The sequence below is a fragment of the Mycobacterium sp. SMC-16 genome (assembly GCF_046250085.1).
GTDB classification, from domain to species: domain Bacteria; phylum Actinomycetota; class Actinomycetes; order Mycobacteriales; family Mycobacteriaceae; genus Mycobacterium; species Mycobacterium phocaicum.
On record NZ_CP176427.1, the window covers coordinates 4,262,673 to 4,286,002 of the forward strand.

23 protein-coding genes are annotated in these 23,330 nt (G+C 68.2%); 12 read left to right on the forward strand and 11 right to left on the reverse strand.

The window, feature by feature from the left end:
- The first annotated feature begins 236 nt into the window (after positions 1 to 236).
- Positions 237 to 1,445 carry an LGFP repeat-containing protein gene (locus ACJEIK_RS20630; RefSeq protein ID WP_234785334.1) on the forward strand — a complete coding sequence of 403 codons (1,209 nt, stop codon included), beginning with the start codon at positions 237 to 239 and terminating at the stop codon, positions 1,443 to 1,445.
- On the opposite strand, the gene ACJEIK_RS20635 is transcribed toward ACJEIK_RS20630, so the two are convergent.
- From ACJEIK_RS20635 to ACJEIK_RS20660, 6 genes are all read right to left on the reverse strand, one after another.
- Positions 1,436 to 2,578, reverse strand: coding sequence for a glycosyltransferase family 4 protein (locus ACJEIK_RS20635; RefSeq protein WP_061000791.1), 1,143 nt, complete (start codon positions 2,576 to 2,578; stop codon positions 1,436 to 1,438). The two genes, ACJEIK_RS20630 and ACJEIK_RS20635, sit on opposite strands and share 10 nt — an antisense overlap.
- The gene (locus tag ACJEIK_RS20640; protein WP_061000793.1) at positions 2,575 to 3,711 is read right to left on the reverse strand and encodes a hypothetical protein; all 1,137 of its coding nucleotides are present in this window, start codon (positions 3,709 to 3,711) and stop codon (positions 2,575 to 2,577) included. The genes ACJEIK_RS20635 and ACJEIK_RS20640 overlap by 4 nt, the downstream gene beginning before the upstream one ends.
- Positions 3,712 to 3,742: 31 nt before the next feature.
- Positions 3,743 to 4,870, reverse strand: a complete 1,128-nt coding sequence (locus tag ACJEIK_RS20645) for a glycosyltransferase family 4 protein (protein ID WP_138250083.1) — start codon at positions 4,868 to 4,870, stop codon at positions 3,743 to 3,745.
- Complete coding sequence (locus ACJEIK_RS20650) at positions 4,870 to 5,511, reverse strand: acyltransferase (protein WP_064860975.1); 642 nt, start codon at positions 5,509 to 5,511, stop codon at positions 4,870 to 4,872. Before ACJEIK_RS20650 ends, ACJEIK_RS20645 begins: the two co-directional genes overlap by 1 nt.
- A 90-nt stretch (positions 5,512 to 5,601) precedes the next feature.
- Positions 5,602 to 6,747: a glycosyltransferase family 4 protein gene (locus ACJEIK_RS20655; protein ID WP_135355364.1), complete on the reverse strand. Its 1,146-nt coding sequence runs from the start codon at positions 6,745 to 6,747 to the stop codon at positions 5,602 to 5,604.
- Entirely contained in the window at positions 6,747 to 7,895 is a 1,149-nt protein-coding gene (locus ACJEIK_RS20660) for a glycosyltransferase (protein ID WP_226519206.1), read from the reverse strand. The genes ACJEIK_RS20655 and ACJEIK_RS20660 overlap by 1 nt, the downstream gene beginning before the upstream one ends.
- A gap of 444 nt (positions 7,896 to 8,339) precedes the next feature.
- Between ACJEIK_RS20660 and ACJEIK_RS20665 the strand changes: the two genes are divergently transcribed.
- From ACJEIK_RS20665 to ACJEIK_RS20710, 10 genes are all read left to right on the forward strand, one after another.
- Positions 8,340 to 9,068 (forward strand): class I SAM-dependent methyltransferase, encoded by a 729-nt coding sequence (locus tag ACJEIK_RS20665; RefSeq protein WP_244602183.1) that lies wholly within the window; start codon positions 8,340 to 8,342, stop codon positions 9,066 to 9,068.
- A 59-nt stretch (positions 9,069 to 9,127) separates the two neighbouring features.
- Positions 9,128 to 10,756 (forward strand): acyl-CoA carboxylase subunit beta, encoded by a 1,629-nt coding sequence (locus tag ACJEIK_RS20670; protein ID WP_061005204.1) that lies wholly within the window; start codon positions 9,128 to 9,130, stop codon positions 10,754 to 10,756.
- Positions 10,753 to 11,010 (forward strand): acyl-CoA carboxylase subunit epsilon, encoded by a 258-nt coding sequence (locus tag ACJEIK_RS20675; protein WP_133426930.1) that lies wholly within the window; start codon positions 10,753 to 10,755, stop codon positions 11,008 to 11,010. Before ACJEIK_RS20670 ends, ACJEIK_RS20675 begins: the two co-directional genes overlap by 4 nt.
- On the forward strand, positions 11,007 to 11,642 hold the full coding sequence (locus tag ACJEIK_RS20680; RefSeq protein ID WP_064858483.1) for a nucleoside triphosphate pyrophosphatase: 636 nt from the start codon (positions 11,007 to 11,009) through the stop codon (positions 11,640 to 11,642). The genes ACJEIK_RS20675 and ACJEIK_RS20680 overlap by 4 nt, the downstream gene beginning before the upstream one ends.
- Positions 11,643 to 11,725: 83 nt before the next feature.
- On the forward strand, positions 11,726 to 13,030 hold the full coding sequence (locus tag ACJEIK_RS20685; RefSeq protein WP_064858518.1) for an NAD(P)/FAD-dependent oxidoreductase: 1,305 nt from the start codon (positions 11,726 to 11,728) through the stop codon (positions 13,028 to 13,030).
- Positions 13,027 to 13,749, forward strand: a complete 723-nt coding sequence (locus ACJEIK_RS20690) for a DUF1365 domain-containing protein (RefSeq protein WP_061005198.1) — start codon at positions 13,027 to 13,029, stop codon at positions 13,747 to 13,749. Before ACJEIK_RS20685 ends, ACJEIK_RS20690 begins: the two co-directional genes overlap by 4 nt.
- Positions 13,746 to 15,035, forward strand: coding sequence for an SAM-dependent methyltransferase (locus ACJEIK_RS20695; RefSeq protein ID WP_061005196.1), 1,290 nt, complete (start codon positions 13,746 to 13,748; stop codon positions 15,033 to 15,035). The genes ACJEIK_RS20690 and ACJEIK_RS20695 overlap by 4 nt, the downstream gene beginning before the upstream one ends.
- Positions 15,032 to 15,670, forward strand: coding sequence for an ECF RNA polymerase sigma factor SigK (sigK, locus tag ACJEIK_RS20700; RefSeq protein WP_135355366.1), 639 nt, complete (start codon positions 15,032 to 15,034; stop codon positions 15,668 to 15,670). Before ACJEIK_RS20695 ends, sigK begins: the two co-directional genes overlap by 4 nt.
- Positions 15,663 to 16,409 carry an anti-sigma factor domain-containing protein gene (locus ACJEIK_RS20705; protein WP_135355367.1) on the forward strand — a complete coding sequence of 249 codons (747 nt, stop codon included), beginning with the start codon at positions 15,663 to 15,665 and terminating at the stop codon, positions 16,407 to 16,409. Before sigK ends, ACJEIK_RS20705 begins: the two co-directional genes overlap by 8 nt.
- Entirely contained in the window at positions 16,409 to 17,356 is a 948-nt protein-coding gene (locus ACJEIK_RS20710; RefSeq protein WP_061010728.1) for an SDR family NAD(P)-dependent oxidoreductase, read from the forward strand. The genes ACJEIK_RS20705 and ACJEIK_RS20710 overlap by 1 nt, the downstream gene beginning before the upstream one ends.
- Before the next feature lie 15 nt (positions 17,357 to 17,371).
- Here ACJEIK_RS20710 and ACJEIK_RS20715 read toward each other — a convergent pair whose 3' ends face one another.
- The 5 genes from ACJEIK_RS20715 to ACJEIK_RS20735 form a co-directional block, all read right to left on the reverse strand.
- The gene (locus ACJEIK_RS20715) at positions 17,372 to 17,803 is read right to left on the reverse strand and encodes an SRPBCC family protein (protein WP_061002698.1); all 432 of its coding nucleotides are present in this window, start codon (positions 17,801 to 17,803) and stop codon (positions 17,372 to 17,374) included.
- Entirely contained in the window at positions 17,800 to 19,158 is a 1,359-nt protein-coding gene (locus ACJEIK_RS20720) for a TIGR01777 family oxidoreductase (RefSeq protein WP_061010726.1), read from the reverse strand. Before ACJEIK_RS20720 ends, ACJEIK_RS20715 begins: the two co-directional genes overlap by 4 nt.
- A gap of 64 nt (positions 19,159 to 19,222) precedes the next feature.
- Positions 19,223 to 19,981, reverse strand: a complete 759-nt coding sequence (locus tag ACJEIK_RS20725; protein ID WP_138250092.1) for a DUF4333 domain-containing protein — start codon at positions 19,979 to 19,981, stop codon at positions 19,223 to 19,225.
- Positions 19,982 to 19,999: 18 nt separating this feature from the next.
- A complete protein-coding gene (locus tag ACJEIK_RS20730; protein ID WP_167526439.1) occupies positions 20,000 to 20,980 on the reverse strand; it encodes an NAD(P)-dependent oxidoreductase in 981 nt (326 codons plus the stop codon).
- On the reverse strand, positions 20,973 to 22,316 hold the full coding sequence (locus ACJEIK_RS20735; protein ID WP_061004685.1) for a nucleotide sugar dehydrogenase: 1,344 nt from the start codon (positions 22,314 to 22,316) through the stop codon (positions 20,973 to 20,975). Before ACJEIK_RS20735 ends, ACJEIK_RS20730 begins: the two co-directional genes overlap by 8 nt.
- Positions 22,317 to 22,439: 123 nt before the next feature.
- Between ACJEIK_RS20735 and ACJEIK_RS20740 the strand changes: the two genes are divergently transcribed.
- The gene (locus tag ACJEIK_RS20740) at positions 22,440 to 23,330 is read left to right on the forward strand and encodes a sulfurtransferase (protein WP_064858492.1); all 891 of its coding nucleotides are present in this window, start codon (positions 22,440 to 22,442) and stop codon (positions 23,328 to 23,330) included.

Below are 23,330 nucleotides of genomic sequence, written 5' to 3' on the forward strand. Positions count from 1 at the left end.
CATCCCAGGGGACACCCCTGAGCGGGTCAGGATCGCCGAGCGGGCCAAAGTCGTCAACCTGCCGACCACCATCGGCTTCGCCGACTCCGACATCTACGGCCTGTCGCAGGATGACGTGAACCGGACATTGGCATTGATGGCCAACAACCGCGTGAACACCATCCGGTTGATGATCCCAGTGGGCCGGGGTCGAGCCGATCCTCGGCCAGCTCGACTGGAGCCTGGTCGACAAGACGGTGAATGCCGCCGCCGCCATGAACATGTCGATCATCGCGTTCATCAACGCGACCCCGCCCTGGGCCATGTCGCAGGGCGGCCTCCCGCTCAGCAGCCGGCCGTCGGACCCCGACGCCTACGGCGCCTTCACGGCCAAGGTGGCCACGCGTTACAAGGGCAAGATCTCCGCCTACGAGATCTGGAACGAGCCGAACGCGGTGTTCTTCTACAGCCCCGCGCCCGATCCCGCGGGCTACACCGATCTGCTGAAGTCGGCCTATCCGCGCATCAAGGCCGTCGACCCGGACGCGACGGTGATCGGTGGGGTCGTCGGCGCCGTCGTGGACTTCGGCTCGTGGTCGATCAACCCGGTGCGCTTCATCGCCGGGATGTACGCCGCCGGCGCCAAGGGCAACTTCGACGCGCTGTCGTTCCACCCGTACAACTACAACCTGAAATTCTCCGACGGCATGCTGATCGCGAATTCGCCTGTCCTGCAATTGCTTCAGATGCGCCAGGTGATGATCGACAACGGCGACGACGAGAAGAAGATCTGGGCCACCGAATACGGCGAGCCCACCTCGGTGGTCAACGAGACCACGCAGGCCGCGTATCTCAAGGACATCTACACCAAGTGGCAGGAGATGCCGTACACCGGCCCGCTGATGGTCTACACCACACGTGACCGCAAGACCGGGAGCAACCAGGCCGACGCCACCGTCGGGCTCTACCGCAGCGACTGGACCCCGAAGCCCGCGGCCGCCGACCTGGCGGCGACCATCGCCGCCGGCGTACCCAAATCGCCGGAGTTCCTGCGCTTTTCGCAGATCACCGACCCGGCGCACGGCTCGGTCCTGAGCCCGGTGTTCAAGGCAACCAAGACGGTGTGGGCGCAGGTCCGCACGGTCAACACCATCTACGAGCTGCCGAGCGGCTACGTGTCGTCACCGCGCCCGGTGGCCGACATCGCGATGCAGCGGAACTCGGTGCCTTCGAGCGTCTTTGCCGATGGCTACCAGGACTTCTCCGGCGGCCAGGTGTTCCGCGTGTGGTGGTCGCCCGAGACCGGTGCCCACTGGGCCTCGAGCGCTTTCGCGCAGGCCTGGAAACCGCAGCTGGGGTTGGCCACCAGCGACGAGCGCTACGTCAACGGCTCCAACCGCGTCGACTTCCAGCACGGTTACATGGTCTGGGCACCGTGGGTCGGCGTGAAGGTCTACTACACCTGACCGTCGCCGCGCAGCAGGTCGGCCACCGCCCGGTGCGGCAACCGGTCCTGCCACCGCTGCCGGTTGATCTCGAACAGCTGGTTTCCCAGGTCGACGGCGGCCGGCACGTCGGTGAGCAGCCGCCGGCACTCGGCGATGAACGCCGCATCGTCGTCCAGGGGTCGCAACCCGAAGATCGGCCCGAGTGATCCGATGGCCGCCGTGGTGGCGACGGCAGGCAGCCCGATCCGGATGGTGTCGAGCAGCTTGACCCGGACTCCCCCGCCGGTGCGGATCGGCGCGATCAGGGCACGGCACGTGCCCAGGAACGCCCCGAGGTCGTCGACGAATCCGAGGTCGCGGACCCCGTCGGGATAGACCGGGTCGGCCGCACCAGGTTTCTTGGCCCCGATGATGCACAGTTCGGCGCCGGGGATCCCGGCGGAGATCCGCGGCCACAGTTCGAGAGCCCGCAGGAACCCCTCCTGGTTGGGCGGCCAGTCGCGGGTGCCCATGAACACCAGCCGCGGCGGGGAGGTCGCGACGTCGACCTGCGTACCGGGCGGCATCGTGATGTCCATGAACCGGGCATCGGCGACGCCGTTGTCGCGGTAGTACTCGGCTTCCTCGGCGTCGTAGGTGCTGACGGCGTCGGCCGCGCGCGCGACGCGCAGCTCGTCGCGGACCAGGCGCGGTTCCTCGACGCGGCCGAGCGCGCCGCGCGACGCCCGCCAGACCAGCGACTCGCTCACGTTGGTGTTGACGACGAATCGCTTCTTCCCGAAATGCGTGCTGCGGAAGAACGATTCGGCCATGTAGCTGTGTTCGGCGACGAACACGTCGGCGTCGCTGCGATCGATCGCCCGGACCAGTTCGTCGGTGTCGAATCGGACATGCACCAGGCTGCGCCGGCGCCGCAGGGAGTCGATGAGCAGCCGGTGCGGACGCACGGCCGGCTTGTGGACCCGCTCGAGCGGCAGGCCACCGGGAATCAGGTCGGCAGTGACGGTGCCCGGTCGGGGTGACAGCGCGATGGCCGACACCTCGGACGAGTCGGCGGCCAGCTGCATGAGCATCCGGGCCAGCGCGACGTCACCGGTGTGTTCGAGCACCGGGTCTTTCGACAGGATGAACGCGGTCTTCGGCGTGGTCATGACTCCACCACCTCGCGCGGCCGGTAGACCGCCCACGTGAACCCGGCGAGCATGATCGCGTCGGCGACGGTGGCCGCGATGGCCGCGCCCACCGCACCGAGCGGCGTCAGCGTCGCGAGGGCGGCGACCATGCCCAGTTTCACCGGCACCAGGCCGACGGCGATGGTGAGCCGGAAGACATCGCGCCGCTGGGTGTAGAGGATCACCTGCAGCACGAAGATGCAGATGCGCAGCGCGGCGAAGCCGCCCATGATCATCATGGTCGTGGCGAGCTGGGTCGGTGCCCCGAAGGCGAACAGGCAGCCACCGATGATCAGCAGCAGCGAGCCGCCGAGTGCCGCCATCCGCAGGATGTTGCGCAGCGGTGGGGCGGCCGACAGGTCTCCGCCGCTCTCCCGCAGCGGCTCGTGATAGGTCATGCCGAAGGACTGGCCGGCAGCCGCCACTGCGGCCGCGACGACCCACGCGAGCTGGTAATAGCCCGCTGCCGTGGTGTCCACCAGGGTGCCGAGCAGCAGCACGTCACCGCCGAGATACAGCGTGGTGCCGAGCATTTCGCCGGTCAGCGCCGCGATCAACCGCGGCGGCCCGGGTGGTGCGGGCCGGTGACCGATGGCCAGCTTGGCCCCGACCAGCAGAATCAGCACGTAGGGCGTGCAGTACAGCAGCGAGGCGTGGGTGAGCGTCGGGTGCGCCGCGGTGTACAGGTACACCGCGCCGATGCCGGCACTGGAGAACTGTCGCGCGGTGTCGAGCCGATACACCTTGTCCGGGTGGCCATCGCGCGCGGACTGGCTCTTGACGACGTTGAGGGCGATCTCGCCGCCGGCCACCATCAGACCGAAGCCGATGACGTAGTTGACGTCGAACGTGACCGCGCCGGCGGCGACCAGACCCACCGCGACGAGGTAGCGCATGGTGCGCTCACGCAGGAAGTGCTCCTCGGATTCCCGGATGGCCCGGACCGCGAAGGAGTTGTCGACGGTGTTGCCGACGATGCCGTTGAGCACCGTCGCCATGGCGTACAGGCCGTATTCGGAGACACCGAGGCGCTGGACGAGGATCAGCGTCCACAGCAGGCCGACCCCGCGACCGCCGTAGATCCAGATCAGCGAGATGAGCGTCTTCGCCACATTGCGGGTGGGCGCTTCGGGGGCAGTCAGGTCACACGCTCACAGCTGCTCGGGCCAACATGTCGGTCCACACGCGGCCGAACGCCTCGGCCGTCCGCGGCCCGGAGCAGGCCTCGCGGTAGGCCTCGACGTGCCGGCCGAACTCGGCCAGTCGCTGATCGTCGTCGACGAGGGACACGATGGCCTTGGCCAGCGACGACGCGACCTGTTCGGCGTTCTGGTCGCCGATGCGGACGACGAGGGCGCCGGTGCGCTCGTCCAGTTCGGCCAGGGCGCCGTAGTCGGTGCAGACCACGGGTGTGCGGTAGGCCATCGAGTGGGCGACCGAACCGGATGCCGGGTACGTCTCGGCGTAGAAGTGGCGCTTGCCGTACGGAATCACCACGGCCCGTACCGAATCGAAGAACGTGTCCTCAGCCGGACCGTCGACCGGGCCGACGATCTCCACCCCCGGGCCCCCCGTCAGTGCCTCGGTCCCCCGGCCCGCCACCCGGATCACGATGTCGTCGGGCAGCTCCCGGCGGATGCGGGCGATCTGCTCGAAACCCTTGCCCCGGTACACATGCCCGAAGAAGCCCACGGCCTTGGGCCGCTCGGTGAGCGGGCGCAGCCGCGGCCGTTCGGAGATGATGTGCGGCACGGCGGCGACGGTGCTGTCGGGGTAGATGGCCTTGATGGAGTCCGCGCCGATCTGACTCAGCGCGACCATCGTCCGGTCCCCGTTGACGACGCCCTCGATCCGCCGCGACAGCGGGCGCAAAGGGTAATGCAGGCCGTGCATGACGAGCCGGTGCTGCGCCACGAACCGGGTTCGCGCCGGCCACCAGATGCCTTGCGGCGGATCGTGAATCGTCGCCGCCACCGGCACCCCACGTAATCCGGCGATCGACCAGAACGCCGACACCGCACCGGCCGCCAGCTCCGCATGCACCAGCACCCGTCCCGGCGGCGCACCGGCCACCAGTTCGGCGACCGCACGCCGGTGGCCCCGTACCTGGGCGACCGTCTCGGCGCCCGGACCCAGGGTGCGACGTTGCATGACCTCACCGAACAGCGGCTGTACGGCGTTGACGAAGTTCTCGGCGTAGTCGCCCACCGCGGTCTGGCCTTCGGCCGGACCGATGTAGACCAGCCGGTACTCGCGTAGATCGACCGGCATCAGCAGAACAACGGCCGGTACTTTGCGCTGTAGCCCAATGCATCCGGATTTCGCTTGGCGAACACCTTGGCGGGGTTGCCGCCGACCACGTCGAGTGGGGCCACGTCCTTGACCACGAGCGCCTGCGCGGCGACGACGGCGCCGCGGCCGATCAGGGCGGGCAGCACCATGGCCCGGCTCGCGATCCATACGTAGTCCTCGATAACCGTCGGGATCGGGATCGGCAGGAAGTCCGGGTGGTTGATGTCGTGCCCGCCGCCGAGCAGGTGGACATCGCTGGCGATGGTCACGTTGTCGCCGATCCACAGGCCGGCCCGCGCGTCGAGCAGGCAGCGGAATCCGATTGTGGTGCCGTTGCCGATCGTCAGGAATTCGATGTCCAGGATCGTGGTGCCGCGCATGATGGTCGACCACTCACCGATGGTGGCGCCGAACAGCCGCAGGAATCCCTGGCGGATGGTGTGCGACGGGATGTGCGTGATGAACATGTTGAACAGCAGTTCGCCGATTCGGTTGCGCGCCTTACGGCGAACGCTCATCTTCTGCATCTTGTAGTAGGTGACGCGGCCGTCCTCACCGAGTTCCCACTCGGGATCCGGCGGCAATTTCAAGGTCGGCGCGGCCGCTTTCTTGCGTGCCACATCTGCCGGGTCTGCCGTTGCCGGCTCGCCAATCACGTTCTTCGCTCCCGTCGTCCCGGATTCCGAGTTAACCACAGTGTTTCGGCCCCGTCAGTGCAGCCGGCCCTGGCGCGTCAGCATCTCCGACCACTTTGCGGCGTAGGCGGCGGCGACGTTCTCCGGCGACCGCTCCTGGCGCGTCCGGTCGGCATTCGTCTCCAATTCCTTGAGCCGCGCCTCGTCGTTGAGCAGGGCCTCGATGGCCGCCGAGAACCCGGCCGGCAGCGCCTTCGGGTCGTCAGAGTCCATCGGCACGACGACCGCGCCGGTCTCGGTGCCGAACTCGGCCAGAGAGCCGTAGTCGGTGCACACCACCGGGGTGCGGTACGCCATGGCGTGCGCGGCGACCGACGACGCGGGGTAGGTCTCGGCGTAGAAATGGCGCTTGCCGTACGGAATCACCACGGCGCGCACCGAATCGAAGAACGCGTCCTCGGCGGCACCGTCGACGGCACCCACGATCTCCACCCCCGGGCCACCGGGCAGCGCCTCGGTCCCCCGGCCCGCCACCCGGATCACGATGTCGTCGGGCAACTCCCGGCGGATGCGCGCGATCTGCTCGAAACCCTTGCCGCGGTACACATGCCCGAAGAAGCCGACGGCCTTCGGGCGCTCGGTCACCGGGCGGACCCGGGGCCGCTCGCAGACGAGGTACGGGGTGTACGCCACGTCGGTGTTCGGATAGGTGTCGCGAATCGACTGGGCACCGATCTGGCTCAGCGCGAACAGCGTCCGCTCCCCGTTGACCGCGCCCTCGAGCATCCGGGACACCGGACGCAGCGGGTAGTGCAGGCCGTGCATCACAAGCTTGTGCCGGGCCACGAACTTCGTGCGCCCCGGCCACCAGATGCCTTGTGGCGGATCGTGCACCGTCGCCGTCACCGGCACCCCACGCAACCCCGCGATGGACCAGAACGCCGACACCGCACCGGCCGCCAGCTCCGCGTGCACCAGCACCCGGCCGGGTTTCCCACCGGCGACCAGCTTCGCCACTGCACGCCGGTGTCCCAGGATTTCCCGCGCGCTGTCGGAACCCGGCCCGAGCGTGCGGTGCTCGACGAGTTCGCCGACGTGTGGCCGCAGCGCGCGCGTCAGGTTCTCCGCGTAGTCGCCCACCGCCGTCTCGTGGTCCGCCGGACCGACGTACACCAGGCGGTAGTCCTTCAGCGTCGCGACCCGGGTCGCTTCTGGCGCCATCAGTACCCGGCCAGCTTGTCGACCGCTTCATGCAGTCGAGCGCTGAACGCGTCCTCGGTGAACTGGGAGACGTGATGCTTGATCTTCTCCTGATCCCACGTCGCCGACTCGAACCGGTCCAGCGCCTCGCGCACCGAATCCGGTTGTGGTTCATCGAAATACAGGCCGGTGGTGCCCTCGTCGATGGTGTCGAGGAAGCCGCCGAACCGCAGCGCGACGCTCGGCCGGCCCCAGACACCCGCCTCGATGGGGGTCAGGCCGTAGTCCTCGAAACTCGATGACATCAGTGCTCGGCAGTTCTTGTAGAGCCAGGCCATCTGCCCGTCGGTCAGGTTGTGGAGCATGGTCACATTGTCGGTCTTCATCGACCGGAGCCGCTCGGCTTCGGGCCCATTGCCGACCACCACGAGCTGCCGGTCACTACCCGCGAAAGCCCGCACGATGACGTCGACGTTCTTGTACGGCAGCAGCCGGCACACGACGAGGTAGAAGCTGCCGTCCGGATCGCTCAGGTCGACCTTGTCCTCGAGCTCCTCGACGGATTCGACGGCGTACGACCGCGACATCGCCACCGGCGCGAACATCACCTCGGCGTCGATGTCGTAGGCCTTCTTGACGTAGCCGCTGATCATGGTCGAGATCGCGAGGTACTTGTCGGCCGCGAGCGCCTGCCGACGGTCCCAGTCCAGCAGGCGCTTCTTGGTGAGCTTGAGGCCCAGGCGCTTGATCGGGTTCGCGTGGTCCCCGAGGTAGGCCTCGGTCTGGTACAGCCAGCGCGCCGGGTTGTAACAGTAGATGAGCTTCTTGCCGTTGGTGCGGAAACCGTGCGACCAGCCGCTGCAGCTCGCCAGCACGATGTCGGCGTCGACGTACATGGACTCGGCGACGCGCGGATAGATGGGCAGCGCGGCCCGGTGGTACTTGCGGGCCAGACCCACCTTGTTGAGCGCCGACACCCGGATGTCCAGGTCGGCAAACTCCGGGTAGGTCAGCTCGGGGTCGTAGAGCATCGTGTAGAGCGGGGCGTCCGGGAACGCCTTCGTCATCGACAGGACAACTTTTTCCGCGCCGCCGAACTGGGTCAGATAGTCGTGGGCGATGGCCACCTTCGGCCCGTCCACTCCGTCGTACTTGCGCGTCGAATGCACTGTTGAATATCCCCTTGCGCCGATCTGCTGATCGTTTCGCGGTCGTAGAGTCAGCTACCCGAAAAGAGCGGGCACGCATATCGAACCGCAAACTTACGCAAATGACAAGCTAAATGCATCGCGCCTGCGCAGGACGCACTGCCGACAGTGCGCACGCGCTCCCTCAGCTAAGCGCGATTCGGTACCATCGGTCCGCCTTTCCCGGCGCCGCGCTCCCCCGACGGCAACCCGGTCTCGCGGCTTCGACCAGGCATTACCCACTGCCCGAGCGGCGCCGGGTCGCGACCGCGCTCAGTGCCCGCTCAGCAAATGCCACCGCCTGAACGCTGTTCAACCCGAGTTACGGGCGGGACCAGCGCGCGAAGTGTATATTGACTTACCAGCAAACTGCTGACGCAGGTCGTGCAAGCCGCGGGGGCGGAAAAATCTATGAACGGTGCGCAAATGAGCGGTACACACGTGGATGTCCATTACAAGGACCTGGACACCCTCTGGCAGGGCTACGACGAGTCCGTCCGCACCCTGGCCGAGCGCGAAGGCGTCAAGGCCGTCGCCGAACTCGGCGGCGGCGCCAACCCGATCATCGGCGGCGACGACTGGAGCTTCGCCGACGAGCGCGTCGTCATCGACATCTCCGCCACCGAACTCGCCAAGGCCAACAGCCGCGTGCACACCCGCGTCGCCGATCTGTGCAAACCGATCGACAACGAACTGGCCGCGTACGACCTGGTGTTCTCCAAGATGCTGTGCGAGCACCTGCCCGACGCCCGCACGTTCCACGAGAACTGCTTCAAACTCCTTCGCCCAGGCGGACTTTCGGTGCATTTCTTCCCGACACTGTTCGCGTTCCCGTTCGTGGTGAACCTGCTCATCCCGGAGCAGGCGGCGCGCACCGTCATCGGCAAGCTGCAGCCGGGGCGGTTGCAGAACCCGCACCACGAGAAGTTCCCGGCCTACTACCGCTGGACCACCGGCCCCACCCAGAAGGCCATCAAGCGCTACGAGAGCGTCGGTTTCCAGGTCGAATCCTGGTCCGGCGCCTACGGCCACGGCTACTACCGTGTGCTCCCCCCGCTCGACGCCCTCGAGCGCGCCAAGAGCCGTTTCCTTCTTAAGCACCCGGTGCCGGCACTCACGAGTTTCGCGGCTGTCGTCCTGCGCAAACCGGCGTGACCCGCCGAGAGAGCACCCCACCTTCACAACTTTCTTAGAGAACCGTTAACATCGTCGCCATGACGAGCGTGACCGAGCCACCGGTGGACAAGGCGATCGACATCCACACCACCGCAGGCAAGCTGGAAGACCTGCGTAGGCGTACCGAAGAGACCCTGCACCCCGTCGGCGAGGCCGCGGTGGAGAAGGTCCACCAGAAGGGCAAGCTCACCGCCCGCGAGCGCATCCTGGCGCTGCTGGACGAGGGCTCGTTCGTCGAACTCGACGCGCTGGCCAAGCACCGCAGCACCAACTTCGGCCTGGCCGACAAGCACCCGCTCGGCGACGGTGTGGTGACCGGCTACGGCACCATCGACGGCCGCGAGGTCTGCATCTTCAGCCAGGACGCCACCGTCTTCGGCGGCAGCCTTGGCGAGGTCTACGGCGAGAAGATCGTCAAGGTCCAGGAGCTGGCCATCAAGACCGGCCGCCCGCTGATCGGCATCAACGACGGCGCCGGCGCCCGCATCCAGGAGGGTGTGGTCTCGCTCGGTCTGTACAGCCGCATCTTCCGCAACAACATCCTGGCGTCGGGTGTCATCCCCCAGATTTCGCTCATCATGGGTGCCGCGGCCGGTGGCCACGTGTACTCGCCCGCGCTCACCGACTTCATCATCATGGTCGACCAGACCAGCCAGATGTTCATCACCGGACCGGACGTCATCAAGACCGTCACCGGTGAAGAGGTCACCATGGAGGAGCTGGGCGGCGCCCACACCCACGAGGCCAAGTCCGGCACCGTCCACTACGTCGCCTCGGGCGAGCAGGATGCCCTGGACTACGTCCGCGACCTGCTGAGCTACCTGCCCCCGAACAACTACGCCGAGCCGCCGCGCCTGCCCGCGCCGCCGCACCCGGGCGCTGTCGAGGACAACCTCACCGAAGAGGACCTCGAGCTCGACACCCTGATCCCGGATTCGCCCAACCAGCCGTACGACATGCACGAGGTCATCTCGCGCATCCTCGACGACGACGAGTTCCTCGAGATCCAGCCCGGCTACGCGCAGAACATCGTCATCGGCTTCGGCCGCATCGACGGCCGCCCGGTCGGCATCGTGGCCAACCAGCCGACCCAGTTCGCCGGCTGCCTGGACATCAACGCCTCGGAGAAGGCCGCGCGGTTCATCCGCACCTGCGACGCCTTCAACATCCCGATCATCATGCTGGTGGACGTCCCGGGCTTCCTGCCGGGCACCGAGCAGGAGTACAACGGCATAATCCGCCGCGGCGCCAAGCTGCTGTACGCCTACGGTGAGGCCACCGTCGCCAAGATCACCGTCATCACCCGTAAGGCCTATGGCGGCGCGTACTGCGTCATGGGTTCCAAGGACATGGGTTGCGACGTCAACCTGGCCTGGCCGACGGCCCAGATCGCCGTCATGGGTGCCTCCGGCGCGGTCGGCTTCGTCTACCGCCAGGAGCTCAAGCAGGCGGAGAAGGACGGCGTCGACGTCGATGCCCTGCGCCTGCAGCTGCAGCAGGAGTACGAGGACACCCTGGTGAACCCGTACGTCGCGGCCGAGCGTGGTTACGTCGACGCGGTCATCCCGCCGTCGCACACCCGCGGCTACATCGCCAACTCGCTGCGTCTGCTGGAGCGCAAGGTCGTGCAGACGCCGCCGAAGAAGCACGGAAACATTCCGCTGTGAGCGGCGACGTGCAGACCTCTGAAGCCGAGGCCTCCGTGGAAGCGCCCGTCGCGCCGCTGTTCCAGGTCGTCAAGGGCAACCCGTCCGACGAGGAACTCGCCGCTCTGGTGACGGTGCTGGCCAGCGCCTCCGGTGGCGGTGCCGCCGAGGCCGGCGACCGCAACGACTGGGGCCACCCGGTCTCCAAGCTGCGGTACGCCTACACCAGCTGGCAGCTGGTGACGTTGGTGGAGCGCACCTTCATCCGTCGATGAGGCTCGTTCTGGGCTCGGCCTCCTCGGGCCGGCTCAGTGTCTTGCGCAAGGCCGGTGTCGAACCGGTCGTGCTGGTGTCCGACGTCGACGAGGACGCGATCATCGCGTCTCTCGCAGACGCGAGCCCCGGCGATGTCGTACGCGCCCTGGCAACAGCCAAGGCGCAGCGGGTCGCCGACTCCCTCGACGCGAGTCTGTCGTCGGATTGCGTTGTGATCGGCTGTGATTCGATGCTCGAGTTCGACGGCCGGCTCACCGGCAAGCCCGGCTACCCCGATGTGGCTCGCCGGCAATGGCACTCGATGGCCGGCCACAGCGCCGTCCTGCACACCGGCCACTGTGTGCTGCGCCTGACCGCCGGCGCCGTCACCGATCAGGTCACCGAACTCGGTTCCACCACGGTGCATTTCGGCGAGCCGAGTGCCGCGGACCTGGACGCCTACGTCGGCACCGGCGAACCCCTCTGGGTGGCAGGCGCTTTCACGCTCGACGGCCTGGGCAGCTGGTTCATCGACGGCATCGACGGCGACCCCTCCAACGTCATCGGCCTGAGCCTGCCGCTGCTGCGCCGCATGCTGGCCCGGCTCGGCGTGTCCGTCGCGGAGCTGTGGGCCGCGAACCGGCCCGCGTAGTTTTTTCCCGAATCCACCTATCCGCACCGCATCCCGCACCGAACTCCTGGTGACAAACCAGGAAGGACGGCACGGTGCGGCGGATTGCAGTGATCGGGAGCGGCATATCGGGGCTCACCGCGGCCTGGGTGCTCGCCCGCGACGCGGAAGTCACCCTGTTCGAGGCACAACCGCGATGCGGTGGTCACGCCCACACGCATGAGCTGGCGGCACGCCGCGGCGGCACCGACGTCGTCGGCGTCGACTCCGGCTTCATCGTGCACAACGACCGCACCTATCCCACTCTGCTGCGACTGTTCGCCGAACTCGGTGTCCGGACACAGGAATCCGACATGTCGATGTCGGTGTGCTGCGAAGGCTGCGGCCTGGAGTACGCCGGCGCGAAGGGGCTGAAGGGCCTGTTCGCCACGCCGGGCGCGCTGGTCTCGCCGCGCTATCTGCGTCTGCTCGCCGAGGTGACGCGCTTCCACCGGCTCGCCCGCGCCGAGCTGGCGCGCGGCGTGGCGGACGGGCAGACCCTCGGCGAATTCCTCGGGGCCGCAGGGTTTTCCCGCTACTTCGTCGCGCATTTCATGGTGCCGCTGGTCGCCGCGGTGTGGTCGTGTCCCCCGGACGTCGCGCTCGACTATCCGGTCGGCTACCTGCTGGCGTTCCTCGACCATCACGGGATGCTGACGGTGTTCGGGTCACCGACCTGGCGGACGGTGACGGGAGGCTCCGCGCGGTACGTCGAGGCGGTCACCGCGCGGCTGCCGTCGGTACGCCTCGGCGTACCCGTACGCGCCATCACCCGCAACTCCGACGGCGTGCTGGTGCGTGACGACGCGGACCGCGTCGAACAGTTCGACGCGGCCGTCATCGCGACGCATCCGAATCAGGCCCTGTCGATCCTGGACCAGCCGACGGCGGATGAGATCGAGATTCTCGGCGCCCTGCGGTACTCGATCAATCACACTGTGCTGCACACGGATACGTCACTGCTGCCGCGACGCCGTGGCGCTCGTGCGTCGTGGAACTACCGGATGCCGTCGTGCACCGTCCAGTCCGACGAGGTCCTGGTCAGTTACGACCTCAACCGGCTGCAGCGACTCGACGGGAGCACCGACCGGCGGTTCGTGGTGACGCTGGGCGGCGGCACCCGGGTCGATCCGGGTCAGGTCATCGCCACCATGCTCTACGACCACCCGCAGTACTCCCCCGAGTTCCGCGCCGCACAACAGCGCCTGCACACGCTCGGTGATCACCGCGTGGCGTTCGCCGGCGCGTATCACGGCTGGGGCTTCCACGAAGACGGCGCGGTGTCCGGCGTCGTCGCGGCGGAACGACTCGGCGGCAGCTGGAGCGGTGCGGTGCCACCTCTGCTGCGGCCGGCGGGGAATGTGGCATGAGCCCACCACAGATCGTGCGGACCAGGATCCACCACGCGCGCACCGTGCCGGTGCGGCACGCGTTCACCTACCGCAGCTACAGCTGGCTGGTCGACCTCGACGCCGTGCCCGAGCTGCCCCGCCTGTTGCGGCGGTTGGCCGGGTTCCACGCCGCCGACCATGCCGGCGATCCGCGCCGCACCCTGCGGGAGAACGTCGACGCCTATCTCGGCGAACACGGAATCGACCTCGGCGGCGGCCACATCCGAATGCTGGCCAATGCCAGGGTCTTCGGTTTCGTGTTCAATCCGCTGACCGTCTACTGGTGCCACGACGCCGGCGGCGCGCTGGTGTGCGCCGTCGCCGAGGTGCACAACACCTACGGCGGCCGGCACCGCTACCTGTTGCGCGCCGATCATCGCGGCGAGGTCGTCGTGCCGAAGGCGTTCTACGTCTCGCCGTTCAACCCCGTCAGCGGCCGGTACGTGCTGCGCGTCCCCGAACCCAACCGGGGCCGGCTCGGCGTGGCGGTCACCCTGCTCGACGCGTCCGGCGCAGTCGTGCTGACCGCGACCTGGACCGGGTCGGTCCACCCCGCGCGCCCCGCAACCGTTCTGACCACCGCACTGGCAGCGCCACTGGCGCCGCTGCTGGTCCTCGCCCGCATCCGTTGGCAAGGCGTGCGCCTGTGGGCGCGCGGACTGCCACTGCACCCCCGCCCCCAGGAGGCCGCCCTATGACGAATCAACTCCACGACGGTGCCGCGTACGATCCGTTCCTGCCGGCCAGATGGACCGACATCGCGCAGGTGCCGAGCGGTCTGCGCACCCGGCTGGGTACGCCCGTCACCCGGGCGTTGTTCCGGGCCGCGGTACGGGACCTGCCGGTGCGGGTGGAGTATCCGGACGGCACCGTCCAGGGTGCCGCCGGTGCCTCCGATCCGGCCGCACCGCGAATGTTGTTGCACCGCCCCGACGATTTCTTCGGCCGCATCGCGAACAGTGGCCTGATCGGCTTCGGCGAGGCGTACATGGTCGGAGACTGGTCGGCGCCCGAGCTCACCGCCGTGCTCACCGCGCTGGCGTCCCGCATCGACACCGTGGTGCCGGCCGCCTTCCAGGGACTGCGCTCGGTCCTGCTACCGCGGACGCCGCGCAACCACCGTGGGGCGCAAGCGGATACGCGCGCGAACATCGCTCATCACTACGACCTGTCCAACGAGTTCTTCAGCATGTTCCTCGACCCGACGCTGACGTACTCGTGCGCCCTGTTCGAGACGCTCGACCCGCCACCGGCCTGGCGCGACCTGGCGGCCGCGCAATACCGCAAGATCGACCGGCTGCTGGACGCCACCGGCGTCGGTGCCGGCACACGGCTGCTCGAAATCGGCACGGGCTGGGGCGAATTGGCGATCCGGGCCGCACGACGCGGAGCACACGTCCACACCGTCACCCTGTCGCGCGAGCAGCAGCTGCTGGCCCGCGAGCGCATCGCCGCCGCCGGGTTGTCGGACCGGATCACCGTCGAGCTGTGCGACTACCGCGACATCACCGGGACGTACGACGCGATCATCTCCATCGAGATGATCGAGGCCGTCGGCTACCGCTACCTACCGGCATACCTGCGCACGCTCGAGCGCCTCCTGGCGGCCGACGGCCGGGTCGGCCTGCAGCTGATCACCATGCCGCACAAGCGCATGCTGGCTTCGCGTGACACCTACACCTGGGTGCACAAGTACATCTTCCCGGGTGGGTTCCTGCCGTCGGTCAAGCTCATGGAACGGTCGATCAGCGCACACACCGCACTGCGCATCACCGACCGGCATTCGTTCGGACCGCACTACGCCCACACCCTCAGGCTTTGGCTGCAGCGATTCACCGCGAACAGCGCCGGCGCCGACGCCCTGGGGTTCGACCGCATCTTCCGGCGGATGTGGCGTTTCTACCTGGCCTACTCCGAGGCGGGCTTCGCCTCGGGCTACCTGGACCTGCACCAGCTGGTCCTGCAGCCGAAGGCGCGATCGTGAGCACGCCGTCCGGATCCGACCGGTTGCGTCAGATCGACCCGGTTCTCGCGCAGCCGTGCGACGATTCCCGGATGGAAGGTGAGCCGGACCGCGTAGCTCTGCTCACCGCGATCGCCGACGGCGACAGTGCGGCTTTCACCGAGTTCTACGACCTCACCTCGCCACGGGTGTTCGGACTCGCCTATCGCGTCGTGCGGGACCGGACCCTGGCCGAGGACGTCGTGCAGGAGGTCTTCCTCCAGGTGTGGTCCTCTGCGGCGCGGCAATACGACCCCGCGCTGGCCAGCCCGATCGGCTGGCTGATGACGTTGACCCACCGCCGCAGCATCGACCGGGTCCGCTCCGAACAGTCGGCCGCCGACCGCAACCACGCCTACGGCGCCTCGAGCCTCGGCCGCGAGCACGACACCGTCGCCGACGAAGTGGGCCAGCGACTCGACGAGCAGGAGGTCACCGACTGCCTCGACGGACTGACCGCCGTCCAGCGCGAAGCCATCGGCCTGGCGTACTACAGCGGCCACACCTATCGGGAGGTCGCCGAGCACCTCGCCGTCACACTCCCCACCATCAAGGCCCGAATCCGGGACGGCCTGATCCGCCTGAAGAACTGCTTGGGGGTGGGCACCGATGCCTGACAGCTACACCGACGACGAACAGCAATTGCTCGATCTCGCGTACGTATATGCACTCGATGCGGTGTCCGAGGCCGAACGCTCCGACATCGCCGGCCGCCTGGGCGTCGCGGCGCCGCACACCGCGCAGGCCTTCGCCCGCATCGTCGGCGACACCCAGGAGACCATGGCAGTGCTCACCGCGGGTGACACCCTGACGCCGCCCGCCGAGCTGCGCGTGCGCATCCTGCAGGCCATCGGCATCCAGGCGGCCGAGCGCAGTTCGGATGAGTTGGCACTCAGGCGAACCCGGCGACGCCGGCTGATCGTCCGGCTCGCGGCGGCTGCCGCCGTGATCTGCGCGATCACCATCGGCACGACGGTGATCGCCGATCGCTTCACCGAGCACCCGGCACAGCCGACGGTGTCGCAGGTGCTGGCCAACCCGGACATCCGCACGTACTCGGCGCCGGTTGCCGGCGGCACCATCACCCTCAGCGCGTCACAACGGGCGAACGCCGTCGTCGTGGCCATGTCCGATGTGCCCGCGCCGCCGGCCGGCCACGTCTATCAGATGTGGTTCATCCCGGCGTCGGGAGCGCCGCGATCCGCCGGGACGATGAGCGCGGACACCATGCCGCCACCCGGCGGCGAGGTGATACCGGCGCTGGACTCGGCCGCCAAGGTGGCCGTGACAGTCGAGCCGGGCTCCGGGTCCAGCCAGCCGACGAGCGATCCGGTCGTCGTCGTCGCCCTGACCTGATGACCATGGTCGGCGCCTTCTTCGACGATCTCCTCGACCGCACCGTCGTACTCGGGTACTCCCGACTGGGGCTGGCTGTGCGGCAACAGCTCTGGCGGGACCCCGAGCTGCCGGCCGGCGCCCTCGCCGGCCGCACCGTGCTGGTCACCGGCGCGAATTCCGGTATCGGCAAGGCCATCGCCACCGAACTCGCGACGCTCGGGGCGACGGTGTTGATGACGGTGCGCGACCGGGCCCGCGGCGAGGCCGCGCGACACCATGTGCTCACCGTCGCGCCGGCTGCCGACGTCGCGGTGGAGGTGTGCGACGTGTCGCACCTGGCGGCCGTCCGGTCGTTCGCCGCAGACCTGCTGTCGCGGCGCCCACGGCTCGACGCCGTGATCCACAACGCCGGCGTCATGCCCGAACAGCGCACGGAAAGCGCTGAAGGACATGAGCTCTCGCTGGCAACCCACGTTCTGGGGCCGGTGTTGCTGACGGAACTCCTGCGGCCGGGGCTGACCCCGGCAGCGCGGGTCGTGCTGATGTCCTCCGGCGGCATGTACACCCAGGCACTTCCGGTCGACGACATCGAGTACCGGCGCGGGCATTACCGCGGTGCCACGGCGTACGCGCGCAGTAAGCGCATCCAGGTCGCGTTGACGCCGCTGCTGGCGCGGCGCTGGCCCGAACTGATGGTGGCGGCCATGCATCCCGGCTGGGCCGACACCCCCGGCGTCGCGCAGTCACTGCCCGGGTTCCGCCGCGTGACGCGTCCGATCCTGCGGACGCCCGAACAGGCCGCCGACACCGCGGTGTGGCTGACGGCGACGAACCCGCCGCCGGAGTCGGGACAGTTCTGGCACGACCGCCGGATCCGTCCCACGCATTACCTGCCCACCGCGCATGACGACGCCGCCGAGGTAGCGCAGGTGTGGCAGTACTGCGCCGCCGCCGTCGGTGTGTGAGGACTTGCAGCGCAATCAGATTCGAGCGAGTTCGCGCCGCAGCCCGCGCGCGCCGTCGTCGAGGAGGTGCGCCACCGCGAGCTGCAGCAGCGGCTCGATCCACCGCAGCCACCCCTGGAAAGCGAACCGGATCCGGTAGGTGACCTGGGTTCCGTCGACGTGTGGGGTCACGGTGATGGTGTCTCGCGCAACCAGGTGCCGATTGACCCCGCGCAGTTCGATCGACTGCCCCGGCGTCAGGCCGATGACTTCGTACGTGATCTCCGAGGTGCGACCGGCGAAGCGGGACGTGTTCGCGTAACGGGTTCCCATGCCGCCGTCGCCGGCGATGCGTTCGGTGCGGATCGTGCCGGGGTCCCACTGCGTTGTCGTGGTGAAGTCCGCCAGGTACGCGAAGACGGCGTCGGCGGGCGCTGCCACCACCACCTGTCGCTGCGCGTCGATCATCGGGCTGCCTTTCCCAACTGGTGGCGCAGGCACTGCGCCAGGTCCGGGCGCCGGAAGCGATGTCCGGCCTCCATGAGCCGGCCGGGCACCACACGCTGACTGGCCATGGCCAGCTCGCGGGCCCCCTGCCGGCCGAGCAGGAGCGCCGGCCCCAGGGCGGGTACCGGCAACACGGCGGGCCGGTGCAGCACCCCGGCCAGTGTCCGGGTGTAGTCGGCGTTACGGACGGGTTGTGGCGCAACGGCATTCACTGGTCCGGAGAGTCCGGTGTCGACCAGTGCGCGGTGGTACACGTCGATGAGGTCGTCGATGTCGATCCAGGACAGCCATTGCTTCCCGTCGCCGAGCGGACCGCCGAGACCGGCGGCGAACAGCGGCCGCATCAACTGCAGGGTGCCGCCGCGCGGCGTCTGCACGATCCCGGTGCGGACGTTGACGACCCGCAGTCCGGCAGCGGTGGCCGGCGCCGTCGCCGCTTCCCAGTCGGCGACGACGTCGGCCAGGAACCCGTCGCCCGGCCCTGCCGATTCGTCGAGGCGCTCGTCGGCCCTGTCGTCTCCGTACCAGCCGATCGCGGACGCGCCGATGAAGACCGACGGCCCGTCCGTCGCCGCCGCGGCGCACTCGGCCAGCCGGCGAGTCGGCTCGATCCGGCTGTCGCGCACCGCTTTCTTGTGTGCGTCGGTGAACCGGCCGGCAATCGACGCGCCCGCGAGGTGCACCACGGCGTCGATCCCGTCGAGCAGATCGTCGGCGGGTGATTCGGGATCCCAGCGGCGTTCGGTGTCATCGCGTGGTTCGCGGCGCACCAGCCTGATGACCCGGTGACCACCGGTGGACAGAAAGGCGGTCAGGGCGCTGCCGACCAATCCCGACGCCCCGGTCACCGCCACCGAACCGGGACGCCGGCCGTGTTCGTGCGCCCACTGATGGGCGGCCAGGTCGTCGCTCAGCTGGCGATGGCGGTACCGGAACGTCGGCTCGAGCAGGTGCCCGGGTACCGGCGCGTCGACACGGTCGGTGACCCGGGTGCGCCCGTCACCGACGGCGTCGAAGCAGTGTTCGTGTCGCCAATGCCCAACCAAAGCCGTTGGCAGCGAACGCAATCCGTCCCGGCTCAATTCGTCCACGAAACGCGCGGGCGGCGCGTAGTCGGCCGGATTGTGTTGCGCGCTCCAGCGCAGTCCGCCGGGCAGGCCGAGCACGGCGCGCCCGTCGGCCAGCGACGCGGCTTCCGCGACCACGCTCATTGGCTGCCACGGCGGCAGCAACCGGTGGATGGCGCCCGGCCGCGCATGCCAGGCGAACACGTCGTCGCGCGGCGCGTCGAACACACTGCTGTACTCGATCCCCATCAAACCTCCGAGTCGAATCGGTCTCAGTGGGATTCGGAGCCAACCGGCCGGCGGATGGGTCTGCTCAGCCGGTGGGCTTGTAGCTGAACGACACCTTGCCGTCGGCGACGTCGGTGACCGTCAGCGTGTAGGCGCGGTTCTGGCCGCCGACGAGCGCGGTGCACCGCTGTGTCGCGCCGACCTTGCTGTCGACGTCTCCGTCGCACTTGACCGTGCTGGGGCTCTGACCCAGTTGCGTCGCAAGCGAACTCTCCGCCACCGACTTCTCCAGCACCGGTGTCAGGCCGTAATTCATTGCGAGGCCGGACACTTCGCTCACCAGTGCGGTACGTCGGCTGGTGAATCCGTCATCGGTGATGTCGCACAACGCCACCGCACCCTGCTTGCCCTCGAGCCCCGACTGGCACACGACGGAATCCGGGGCGGCCTTGCGCGCACGGGTCACCATGTCCGCCACCGCCGCCTCCAACTGGGTCTTGGAAACCGCGGGGGTCATCGAATAGCTGACCTTGCCGTTGTCGACGCCGGACACCGTGATGGTCGGCTGAATCCCGTAGGCCGGTGACATGGTGACGTCACACCGCGTGCTCTGCCCGACCCGGGCGATGAGGCCGCGCTCACAGATCACCGCCTGCGGCGGCTGGCTCGTGAAGGCATCGTGGATCGCCCGCTCCAGCGACGCCTTGTCCACCATCGGCAACTGCGCCGACGGCTTGGCCTGGACCGCTTCCGGTTCCGGACGGGTGAGGCTGTAGACCAGCGCCGCGAGGCCCGTCAGCAGCAGCCCAGCGATGACGACCAGTGCCAGGATGCGCGCCCTCATACCCGCTATTGTGCCCGGCTACATCAGGTCGTTTGCGGGCACGTCATTTCGGTGCTCGCGGTACCAGGCCACGGTGCGCGCCAGCCCGTCGTCCAGGGCGATCTGCGGCGTCCAGCCCAGCTTGCCCATCTTCGTGATGTCGGGGCAGCGCCGCTTCGTCTGCCCGGCGGGCGACTCGCCGGGCTGGACGTCCAACGCGACGCCGACGATGGCGCCGATGCGGTCGGCCAGCTCACGGATCGACATCTCCACGTCACTGCCGATGTGGTAAATCTCGCGGTGCCCGCCTTTTTCGTACATCGTCATGATGCCGTCGACACAGTCGTCGACGTAGCAGAAGGACCGGGTCTCCGTGCCGTCACCCTGGATCGGGAACACCGCATCACCGCGCTCCTGGCAGCCCAGCGCCCGCAGGATGAATTGCGGCTCGACGTGCTTCCAGCCCATGTTCGGCCCGTAGATGTTGTGCGGCCGGAAGATCTGCACCTGGCGGTAGTGCTCCTGACCGTAGTTGAAGGCGATCAGTTCACTGGCGATCTTGCCGCCGCCGTAGGAGTACCGGGGGTTGAGGCTGTCGGGCAGCATCAGCGGGATGGTCTCGGGCGTCGGGATGATCGACGGTGTCTGATAGACCTCGGCCGTGGACGCCACCACCAGATCCGGCACACCGGCGTTGCGGCCCGCGTTGACGACCGCCAGCGCGCCCAGCATGCCGACCTCGAGCACCAGTTCCGGTTGGGTGTAGAAGTTCTGGGTGCCGTTGATGGCGGCCAGGTGCATGACCACCTCGGCGCCGGCGAATGCCTTCTCGAGGGCGTCCTGATCGCGGACGTCGCACGTGAAAAGCTCTACGTCCGAGGCGACTTCGGCGAATCTGCTGGCATCGCCGCGGACCATGGAGTCCACCACCGCGACCTGCCAGCCGTCCCGCACCAGCCGCTTGACCAGGTAGGCGCCGATGAATCCGCCACCACCGGTGACCACGACCCGCTTAGACACGCTCGACGACCTTTCCGCTGCGGCCCACCGCGAAGTAGCTGTCGCCCAGTTCGGTGGCCGGCAGGTGGCTGTAGTGGTTCCAGTAGTCGAAGACGAAACCGTCGGGGCTGATGAACTCGCTGATGGTGCGCGGCGAGATGGTGCCGAGCGACGGGTGGTTGTTGCCGAGGACGACGACATCCGCGCCGCTCACCGCGTCACCGAACCGGTTGTACACCTTGTGCCCCGGAAAGGCCTCGGCCAGAACGTCATTCGGCGTGACCGGGTCGTAGACACCGATCTCGGCATCCGGGTGCGCGGCCTTCAGCTCGTTGAAAACCTTGATGGACATCGACCCGCGCAGGTCACTGGTCTCGGGCTGGCCCTTGAACGCCATGCCCAGCAGGTTGATCTTCAGCGGCCCGTCGGCGCCCAGCTTCCGGCGCGCGATCTCGCTGCTGATGAACCGCACCGTCTCGGCGGGCTGCCGCTCGTTGACCAGGCGGCCGGCGGCGGTGATGTCGAGGGTGACGCCGCGCTCGCGGACGCTCTCCATCAGGATGTGCGGGTCCTTCTCCAGGCACGGCCCGCCGACCAGACCCGGCAACGGGATATTGGTGCGGTTGTATCCGAGTTTGCCCGCCGAGATCACCTCATAGGCGCTGACGCCGAATGCGTCGCAAATCCGGGCGACCTCGTTGGCAAACGCGAACTGAACATCGCGGAACGTATTGCTCACCAATTTGATGATCTCGGCGGTCTCGATATCGGAGACCAGCACGATCGAGCTGGTGAGTTTTCGGAATACCGCGGCCGCCCGGTCGGCGACGGCCGGATCGTCGGCGCCGACGATCTGCGGCAGCTCGCGCAGTTCCTGCAGCGCCTTGCCTTCCAGGGTGCGCTCGGGGCACATGGCGATGTCGAAGCTCTTGCCGCTGGCGGCCAGCATCGGTGCCACCACGTCGCGGGTGGTGCCGACCTTGACCGTCGACCGCAGGATGACCAGCGCGCCGTCCTGCATGTTTCCGGCGATGTCGCGGGCCGCGGCCTCGATCATGTCGACGCGCGCGACACCGTCCGCCGACAACGGCGTGCCGACGGTGATGATGTACGTGTCGCACGAGAAGCTGTCGTCAAATGCGGTGACGGCCTTCAGTTTCCCGAATCGGGTGACGCCCTCGAGGGCGTCGGGCAGGCCGGTCTCGGTGAAATGCGGCAAACCCTGATTGGTCATGTCGACCAATTCCTGACGGGTCTCGATTCCGATGACGGAGTTGCCGGCCTCAGCCAGCACGGTGGCCAGCGTCAGCCCCACATATCCCAGGCCGATGATTCCGACGTCGTATTTCTCTGGCAAATCCTCAATCCCTCCAGTCAGCCCTGTGGGAGACGGCTGTTTTCATACCGCAGCAGCTGTCGCGCAAACAAGTTTCGACCTTACGGGTCTGCGGCGCATTTCGGGCCTAGGTACGCTTCCAGTGTGCCGCTGCCTGCAGACCCACATCCCGCTTTCGCCACCTACGCGCATCCCGATCGGCTGGTGACCGCCGACTGGCTGTCCGGCAACATCGGACGCCCGGGTCTGGCCATCGTCGAATCCGACGAGGACGTCCTGTTGTACGACACCGGCCACATCCCCGGCGCGGTGAAGATCGACTGGCATACCGACCTCAACGACCCGCATGTCCGCGATTACATCGACGGCGCGCAGTTCGCCGCACTGATGGATCGCAAGGGCATCAGCCGGGACGACACCGTGGTGATCTACGGCGACAAGAGCAACTGGTGGGCGGCCTACGCGCTGTGGGTTTTCACGCTCTTCGGGCACCCTGATGTGCGCCTGCTCGACGGTGGCCGCGATCTGTGGATCACCAACGGCCGGGACACCACGCTGGACGTCCCGAGCAAGCAGACCACGGGGTACCCGGTGGTCGAGCGCAACGACGCCCCGATCCGCGCCTTCAAGGACGACGTCCTCGCGATCCTCGGCAAAGAGCCGCTGATCGACGTCCGCTCGCCGCAGGAGTACACCGGCGAGCGCACCCACATGCCCGACTACCCGGAGGAGGGTGCGCTGCGCGGCGGTCACATCCCCACCGCGCGGTCCATCCCGTGGGCAAAGGCCGTCGACGACAGCGGCCGGTTCCGCAGTCGCGCCGAACTCGACGAGCTGTACGGCTTCATCTCTCCCGACGACAAGGCCGTCGCGTACTGCCGCATCGGCGAGCGCTCCAGCCACACCTGGTTCGTGCTGACGCACCTGATCGGCCTGCCCGCGGTCCGCAATTACGACGGTTCGTGGACCGAGTGGGGCAACGCGGTGCGGGTGCCCGTCGCCGTTGGTGAGGAACCGGGGGACGCGCCTTCGTGA